This window comes from uncultured Holdemanella sp. (assembly GCF_934772795.1).
Lineage (GTDB): Bacteria > Bacillota_I > Bacilli_A > Erysipelotrichales > Erysipelotrichaceae > Holdemanella.
This window is the reverse complement of record NZ_CAKVMR010000088.1, coordinates 1-7,610: the sequence shown is the minus strand read 5'-3', so window position 1 is coordinate 7,610 and position 7,610 is coordinate 1. Positions and strand designations below refer to the sequence as shown.

11 protein-coding genes are annotated in these 7,610 nt (G+C 34.2%); all 11 read left to right on the top strand.

What is annotated here, in order from left to right:
* The first annotated feature begins 159 nt into the window (after positions 1-159).
* Complete coding sequence (locus tag Q0F04_RS11070; RefSeq protein WP_295753288.1) at positions 160-1,092, top strand: glycosyltransferase; 933 nt, start codon at positions 160-162, stop codon at positions 1,090-1,092.
* On the top strand, positions 1,077-1,580 hold the full coding sequence (locus tag Q0F04_RS11065) for a GNAT family protein (RefSeq protein WP_117571595.1): 504 nt from the start codon (positions 1,077-1,079) through the stop codon (positions 1,578-1,580). Before Q0F04_RS11070 ends, Q0F04_RS11065 begins: the two co-directional genes overlap by 16 nt.
* 34 nt (positions 1,581-1,614) lie before the next feature.
* Positions 1,615-3,033: a signal recognition particle protein gene (ffh, locus tag Q0F04_RS11060; RefSeq protein ID WP_117571594.1), complete on the top strand. Its 1,419-nt coding sequence runs from the start codon at positions 1,615-1,617 to the stop codon at positions 3,031-3,033.
* A gap of 96 nt (positions 3,034-3,129) precedes the next feature.
* The gene (gene rpsP, locus Q0F04_RS11055) at positions 3,130-3,399 is read left to right on the top strand and encodes a 30S ribosomal protein S16 (RefSeq protein ID WP_117571593.1); all 270 of its coding nucleotides are present in this window, start codon (positions 3,130-3,132) and stop codon (positions 3,397-3,399) included.
* Positions 3,399-3,647 carry a KH domain-containing protein gene (locus Q0F04_RS11050; RefSeq protein ID WP_003865918.1) on the top strand — a complete coding sequence of 83 codons (249 nt, stop codon included), beginning with the start codon at positions 3,399-3,401 and terminating at the stop codon, positions 3,645-3,647. Before rpsP ends, Q0F04_RS11050 begins: the two co-directional genes overlap by 1 nt.
* A 38-nt stretch (positions 3,648-3,685) precedes the next feature.
* The gene (rimM, locus tag Q0F04_RS11045) at positions 3,686-4,174 is read left to right on the top strand and encodes a ribosome maturation factor RimM (protein WP_295753285.1); all 489 of its coding nucleotides are present in this window, start codon (positions 3,686-3,688) and stop codon (positions 4,172-4,174) included.
* A complete protein-coding gene (gene trmD, locus Q0F04_RS11040) occupies positions 4,171-4,893 on the top strand; it encodes a tRNA (guanosine(37)-N1)-methyltransferase TrmD (RefSeq protein ID WP_295753283.1) in 723 nt (240 codons plus the stop codon). Before rimM ends, trmD begins: the two co-directional genes overlap by 4 nt.
* Positions 4,894-5,012: 119 nt before the next feature.
* Positions 5,013-5,360 (top strand): 50S ribosomal protein L19, encoded by a 348-nt coding sequence (gene rplS / locus Q0F04_RS11035; protein ID WP_117571589.1) that lies wholly within the window; start codon positions 5,013-5,015, stop codon positions 5,358-5,360.
* Between the two features lie 87 nt (positions 5,361-5,447).
* Positions 5,448-6,077 carry a signal peptidase I gene (lepB, locus tag Q0F04_RS11030; RefSeq protein WP_295753281.1) on the top strand — a complete coding sequence of 210 codons (630 nt, stop codon included), beginning with the start codon at positions 5,448-5,450 and terminating at the stop codon, positions 6,075-6,077.
* On the top strand, positions 6,077-6,925 hold the full coding sequence (gene ylqF / locus Q0F04_RS11025) for a ribosome biogenesis GTPase YlqF (RefSeq protein WP_295753279.1): 849 nt from the start codon (positions 6,077-6,079) through the stop codon (positions 6,923-6,925). Before lepB ends, ylqF begins: the two co-directional genes overlap by 1 nt.
* Positions 6,915-7,523, top strand: a complete 609-nt coding sequence (locus Q0F04_RS11020) for a ribonuclease HII (RefSeq protein ID WP_295753277.1) — start codon at positions 6,915-6,917, stop codon at positions 7,521-7,523. The genes ylqF and Q0F04_RS11020 overlap by 11 nt, the downstream gene beginning before the upstream one ends.
* Positions 7,524-7,610: the final 87 nt, after the last annotated feature.

The window sequence follows — 7,610 nt, the reverse complement described above, 5'->3', positions numbered from 1 at the left end:
GAAGTTAAGCACTTTCACGGCGACAATAGTTGGGCTTGCCCCTGCGAAGATAGCTAGCTGCCGGGTCCTTTTTTTTTAGATTTTTGTTGATTCTTATATATAAATTTGATATTTTCTTTACTAAGGGATATTGTATTGTGGCATTCAAGGAGGCCGTTCATGTATAAAGTGAGTATATTGATTCCAGTATACAATGTGGAAAAATATTTATCGAAATGTCTGGAATCTATTCTTTTACAGACATACAAAAATATAGAGATCATTATTATCAATGACGGAACTACAGATTCATCGTTGGATATTGCTGAATTATATGCATCTAAATATGATTTTATTCATGTTTATAGCTATGAAAATGCAGGTATTTCTACAACACGAAATCGTGCATTAGAAAAGGCAACAGGGGAGTATTATTTATTTGTGGATAGTGATGATTATTTAAATCCGCATATGATTGAAAAAATGGTAAATGAAGCTATAAAAACAAATAGTGATATTGTTACATGTGGATATCGTATTGAGTATAAGGGATTATCCATTCCTGTGAGTCCAATGTGTAAAAAGACAATGGATTCTTTATCTGCACTAAGAGCATTGAGTCAAAATAAAGGTATTAACAATTATCCTTGGGGAAAATTATATGCGGCTTCTTGTTTTAAGGATGTAAAATTTCCGGATGAGAAAAAGGGATTTGAAGATACATACACAGTTTTTAAAGCAATTTATAACGCAAATCGAGTTTCAATAATGCCTAACTGTTATTATCATTATGTTAAACGTCCAGGCTCTTTAACGGATCATATGGATATTGTACAGGCATATGAAATGCGTGCTGCTTATGAATATCAGGAGCTTTGTCTACATCAATGGTTCCCTAATGAAAATTTTTATTATGACATCAATTTTTATAATAGTGATATGGTGATTTTATATACATTAATATTTTTCTATTCTAAAAAGGATCGGCCTGTTTATGTACCGGCTGTTATTGATTGGTCAAAAATCAATATATTCTATCGCATTGGATATGTTGTGTGGCGTTTGATCGCATGTATTAAGTTTGGATGGTCTTTAAAATGGCAAGAGAATTAATTCGTAAGGCAACTCTAGAAGATATGCCTGTTTTATTAGAAATTTATGATAGAGCTAGAAAATTTATGGCTTCAACGGGAAATGTAAATCAATGGACAAATGGATATCCATCACAAGAAATATTGGCAGAAGATATTGCCAAAAACGAAATGTATGTCTTAGAAGATGAAGATGGAATTCAGGCAAGTTTTGTATTTTATTGCGGTATTGATCCTTGTTACAATAAAATATATGATGGTCAATGGCTAAACGATGAACCGTATGGTGTTATTCATCGTATCGCAACTCGTGGTTTAAAAAAACATATGGCAGATATTATATTAGAGTATTGTTCTTCTAAAATTAATAATATTCGCATGGATACACATATTGACAATAAGCCTATGCAAAATTTCATGTTGAAGCATGGATTTAAGCATGTTGGTACAATTTATTTAAAAAATGGACAAAGTCGACTGGCCTTCCATTGTAATTTAAATAAAAATTAGGTAAACTTAAAACAGTTTGGGGAGATTATTATTTATGGCATTTGAATCATTAAGTGAACGCTTAAATAAAGCATTTAAAAATATTTCAGGACAGGGAAAACTGACTGAGAAAAATATGAATGACATGTTGAAAGAAGTGCGCATGTCATTATTAGAGGCAGATGTTAATTACGATGTAGTAAAGAGCTTTGTCGAAAATGTAAAAGAAAAAGCACTGGGACAAGAAGTATTGGATTCTTTAAATCCTAGTCAAATGGTTGTCAAAATTGTACATGACGAGTTGCAAGTATTATTAGGTGAAGAAGATGCTCGTATTCACTTTAAAAAGCAAGGCATGACTACGGTTATGATGGTTGGTTTACAGGGTACTGGTAAAACAACTGCGAGTGCAAAGATTGCCAATTATTGCAAGAATAAATTAGCACGTCGTGTTTTATTAGTTGCATGCGATGTTGTTCGTCCTGCCGCTATTGAACAGTTACAGACGTTAGGAAAAAGTATTGATGTCGAAGTATTTACTTGTGGACCAGAAACATCTGCAGTAGAAACGGCAAGACAGGCATTGGCCTATGCGAAAGATCGTCAAAAAGATTTAGTGATCTTTGATACGGCGGGTCGTTTGCACATTGATGAAGCATTGATGCAAGAGCTTCAACAAATGAAAGAACTTGTTGTTCCTGATGAAATCTTATTAACTGTCGATGCGATGACAGGTCAAGATATTGTGACTGTTGCCAAAGAATTTAATGAACAATTATCTGTAACAGGATTGATCGTTACCAAAATGGATGGCGATGCACGTGGTGGTGGATTGTTGTCAGTTCGTTCTATCACAAATGTACCTGTATTATTTGTGTCAAATGGTGAAAAGGTGGATGACTTAGAGGAGTTCCACCCAGATCGTATGGCAGATCGTATCTTGGGAATGGGAGATATTGTCACTTTAGTTGAACAGGCTCAAGATAAATTAGATATGGACGTTCAGATGAAAACGGCTGAACGTATGAAACAGGGTGTATTTACATTCAATGATTTATTAGCACAATTAGGCCAAGTTTCAAAAATGGGATCTATGCAGAAAATGATGAATATGATTCCAGGTATCAATAAGGTAGCTAAAAATTTAGATGATGAAAAAATGAATTCACAGATGAAAAAAAGTGAAGCCATTATTTTATCAATGACGGAATATGAACGTGAAAATCCATCATGTTTAAAGGCATCCAGAAAGAATCGTATTGCCAAAGGTGCGGGTGTTAAAGTCATGGATGTCAATCGTTTGATCAATCAATTAGAACAGATGCAGATGATGACAAAGATGATGAGTGGTAAGGCAAAACTTCCTGATATGGCTGCACTACAGAATATGCAGCGTGGAGGCGGAATGCCTGGAATGTCAAAGCATTCTGGTAGTAAAAAACAGAAAGCAAAAAAGAAAAAGAAGAAAAAATAAAAAAGTTAAGGTGTAAAGTAAAAATACTTGACACCTTATTTTATTCATGTTATTCTTTATGAGCTTTAATAAATTAGAAAAGGTAGGAATTTAAATATGGTTAAATTACGTTTGAAAAGAATGGGTAAAAAGGGAGCTCCTTTCTACCGTATAGTAGCAGCTGATTCACGTAGTCCTCGTGATGGTCGTTTTATCGAACAAATCGGTACTTACAACCCAACTAAAGCTGAAGAAAAAGTAACTTTAGACAAAGAATTAGCAAAGAAATGGTTAAGCAACGGTGCACAACCAACTGATACAGTTCGTTCAATTTTATCACACGAAGGTGTTTTAAAAGAAATGCACGAAGCTAAAAGTTCAAAATAATGATTGATTTAGAAAAAACATTATTAGACATTTGTTTACCACTTGTAGATGATCAAAAAGCATTATCTGTAAAAACAATGGCAACTACAAATGAAAATGAAATTTTATTGTATGTATATGCCAATAGTGAAGATGTTGCACGTTTAATTGGCCGTAAGGGTATTATGGCTAGCAGTATTCGTCAAATGATGTCTATTGCGGCACGTGATGTACACAAAAGAATTTCAGTAAAATTTGAAGCGTATTAGGATGTGATTTCACATCCTGATTTTTTTAGGAGGAACATATGATAAAAGTAGCTCAAATCATTAATACGCATGGACTTAAGGGTGAATGTAAATTATATCTTGTGACAGATGATCCGCAGCATCGTTTTGAGAAGGGTAGAGTCTTACATTTAGAAGATGGTCGTACATTAACCGTTGTGCGTTATCGTGAACAAAAAGGCTTTGGCTATTGTTATTTTGAAGGTGTGGATTCCATTGAAAAAGCGGAACAATTAAAGACAAAGAATTTATTTATTGCTCAAGAAGATTTACCAGAACTTGAAGAAGGTCAATATTATTATCATGAATTGATGCATTGTACTGTATTTAACGAGACAAAAGAAAATCTTGGTGAAGTTGTGGATATCTTAGAAACAGGGGCCAATTTAGTACTTCGCGTTAAATCAAAGGGAAATAGTTTCTTATTACCTTTTGTACCTGCATTTATTGTTGATGTGAACAAAGAAGCTCACGAAATCACAATTCGTGAAATGGAAGGCTTACGATGAAAATATCTGTACTGACATTATTCCCAGAATATTTTGAACCATTGATGACGACAAGTATTCTTAAGCGTGCCAAAGAAAAAGATTTATTTGAATTTGAAACGATTGATTTTCGAAAGTTCACAAAAGAAAAACATGGTCATGTAGACGATACGCCTTATGGTGGTGGAGCTGGAATGGTTTTGATGTGCCAGCCTATATTAGATGCATTAGAATCCATTCGTACAGAAAATAGCACGGTGATCTTATTGACACCTCAAGGTAAGACATTTAATCAATCCATTGCAAAGGAATTATCTTTAAAGGAACACTTAATTTTTATTTGTGGTCACTATGAAGGCTTTGATGAGCGAATTCGTGATTATGTAGATATTCAAATGTCTTTAGGTGACTTTGTGTTAACTGGTGGTGAAAGTGCATGTATGGTCATGTGTGATTGTATATTACGAATCTTGCCAGGTGTTATTAGACAGGATTCAAGTGATGATGATTCTTTCTCAAATGGACTTTTAGAATATCCTCAATATACTAGGCCAGAAATCTATGATGGTAAAAGAGTTCCAGATGTATTGTTGAGTGGTCATCATGCGAATATCAAGAAGTATAGGCATGAAGAGTCTTTAAAAAGAACAGCCTTATATCGTCCGGATTTATTAGAAAATTTAAATTTAAATAAAGAAGATCAAAAAGTGGTTGATTCAGTATTAAAAATCGAAAAATAATTCTTGCGCAAAATCTATTGACATGGTAATATAAATAGGCGTTTACGCATAGGTAGTTCCGCTGGCACATTGTGTGAATGAACTAATAACCAAATATTAGAAGAGAAGGAGAAAAGAAAATGAACTTAGGATTAGTTAATGAAGTAACAAAATCACAATTGAAGACTGATATTCCAGCATTCCGTTCTGGTAGTACTGTTCGTGTTCACGTTAAAATCAAAGAAGGTGACAAGAGCCGTATCCAGGTATTCGAAGGTGTTGTAATTGAACGTGCAGGTGGAGGAATCTCTGAAACATTCACAGTTCGTAAGATTTCTAACCAAATTGGTGTTGAACGTAAATTCCCTTTACACTCACCAATCATTGACCACATTGAAGTAGTTCGTCACGGTAAAGTACGTCGTAACAAGTTATCTTACTTACGTAACCGTTCAGGTAAAGCTGCTCGTTTAAAAGAAGTTCGTTAATTGTTTAAAAAAAAGTCTGATTTTCAGGCTTTTTTTTCTAAATAGCTTTATAATAGATTTATAACATTTTAGGGGGTTAGAGATTATATGAAGAAATCAAAGAAAAACGAGCTAAGGTACAATGAGGATGATGAACGTACTTTACTAGAAGATATACTTGGATTCATAAAAGTATTTGTAGTAAGTGCAATCGTAATTCTATTGTTTGTGAACTTTGTGGCGCACCCAGTTCGTGTAGATGGAAGAAGTATGTATCCAACATTAAAAAATGGGGAATTTGGATTCACAAATGTTGGAGGCGTATTATTAAATGGTGTAGAACGAGGGGATATAGTCGTTGTAACCATGGAAGAAGATGGACAGAAAACACATTGGGTAAAACGTGTAATCGGATTACCCGGGGATACTGTAAGCTGTGTAAATGATGTTGTATATATTAATGGAAAAGTATTGGATGAGACTAAATATATAGATCCAGATTATCGTCAGTCATTGGTAGATAAATTTGGTTACTTTAATAAAGTACCGAATGCCGATAATACGGATGTTGTTGATTTTGAAGAAGTGAAATTAAAAGATGACGAATATTACGTAATGGGAGATAATCGTCCTTATTCTAAAGATTCACGATATGTAGGTCCTGTTAAGAAATCACAGATCTTTGCCAAGAAGATGTTAGTCTTATTACCAATTTCAGATATAGGAGTGAAAGATTAGTGGCAAACGTACAATGGTTTCCAGGTCATATGACCAAAGCCAAAAGGCAAATGGAAGAGAATTTAAAAAAAGTTGATTTTGTGATTGAGATTCGTGATGCAAGAATGCCATATGCCAGTAAGAATCCAATGTTGGATCAATTGATTCAAAACAAACCACGTTTGATTCTTTTATCTAAAAAAGATAAGGCCGATAAAGAACTTACCAAACAATGGGTAAATGCTTTAGAAACAGAGAATCAGAAAGTATTAGCGTTGGATTTTATTCATGAGAATTTCTCAAAACAATTGATCAAGGCATCGAATGAATTATGTATCAATTTAATTGAAAAACAAAAACGTAGAGGAATGAAGCCTAGAGCTTTGCGTGCTATGGTGTGTGGAATTCCTAACGTCGGAAAAAGTACATTTATTAATACGTTTGCGAAACGTAAAGCGGCTCAAACCGGAGATCGTCCAGGCGTGACAAAGAGTCTTCAATGGATTAAAGTTGGTCAAACGCTTGAGCTATTAGATACGCCAGGAGTATTATGGCCTAAATTTGAAGATCAACAAGTTGGTCTAAAACTTGCATTACTTGGTTCAGTAAAAGATCAAGTTGTAAATATGGACGATTTGGCGTTGTTTGCGTGTGAATATTTAATGCAGGAAAAACCTGAAATCTTTGATACAGTATATCATGTAGAGATTGCGGATACACCTTATGAAACATTACAGAACATTGCCATAAAACGTGGTTATTTATTAAAGGGTGAAATTGATGAAAACAGGTTGATGTTAAGTTTTGTCAAAGATATTCGTGAAAATAAGTGTGGCCTGATTACTTGGGAGAAACCACATGTTGGATAGACCTTTGGAACATGATTATTGGGATCAAAATCAAAGTGTTCTAGGAATGGATGAAGCAGGAAGAGGTCCTATTGCGGGTCCATTGATGGTAGCAGGTGTTATTTTTCCAAAGGGATATCAAAATGCGTTAATTGATGATTCTAAAAAATTGAGTGAAAAAAAGCGAGAAGCTTTGTTTAAAACAATTATTCAGGATGCTTTGTACTATCAAATTTTAGTTGTAGATGAAAAGACGATTGATAAGAAGAATATCTATCGTGCGACACAAGAAGCGATGATGGAAATTGCCAATAAAGCACAATGTGATTTTGTGTTAAGTGATGCGATGCCATTACCAGATATTGATAAACCTTACCAAGCCATTGTGAAGGGAGATCAAAAATCATTGTCTATCGCAGCGGCAAGTATTTTAGCGAAAGTTACGCGTGATCGTTGGATGAAAAAATTGGATGAAATGTATCCACAGTATGGTTTAGCCAAACATAAAGGCTACCCTACAAAAGCGCATATTGAAGCTTTAAACAAGTATGGATTACAGGATTTCTACCGAAGAAGTTATGGTCCTGTAAAAAAACTTGAAGAAATTAGACTTTTTTAGTTAAAAGTCTCAGATTGTTGACAAAAGCCTATACCTTTACGTAAGGAAATAGGCTTTTTATTGTATATAGGCAATTTTCGAAATGAA

Bases quoted from the DNA above. Each gene is read 5' to 3' on its own strand.
- ffh (WP_117571594.1), top strand. From the start codon at position 1,615: ATGGCATTTGAATCATTAAGTGAACGCTTAAATAAAGCATTTAAAAAT.
- Q0F04_RS11065 (WP_117571595.1), top strand. From the start codon at position 1,077: ATGGCAAGAGAATTAATTCGTAAGGCAACTCTAGAAGATATGCCTGTT.
- Q0F04_RS11020 (WP_295753277.1), top strand. From the start codon at position 6,915: ATGTTGGATAGACCTTTGGAACATGATTATTGGGATCAAAATCAAAGT.
- rpsP (WP_117571593.1), top strand. From the start codon at position 3,130: ATGGTTAAATTACGTTTGAAAAGAATGGGTAAAAAGGGAGCTCCTTTC.
- Q0F04_RS11050 (WP_003865918.1), top strand. From the start codon at position 3,399: ATGATTGATTTAGAAAAAACATTATTAGACATTTGTTTACCACTTGTA.
- rimM (WP_295753285.1), top strand. From the start codon at position 3,686: ATGATAAAAGTAGCTCAAATCATTAATACGCATGGACTTAAGGGTGAA.
- Q0F04_RS11070 (WP_295753288.1), top strand. From the start codon at position 160: ATGTATAAAGTGAGTATATTGATTCCAGTATACAATGTGGAAAAATAT.
- rplS (WP_117571589.1), top strand. From the start codon at position 5,013: ATGAACTTAGGATTAGTTAATGAAGTAACAAAATCACAATTGAAGACT.
- lepB (WP_295753281.1), top strand. From the start codon at position 5,448: ATGAAGAAATCAAAGAAAAACGAGCTAAGGTACAATGAGGATGATGAA.
- trmD (WP_295753283.1), top strand. From the start codon at position 4,171: ATGAAAATATCTGTACTGACATTATTCCCAGAATATTTTGAACCATTG.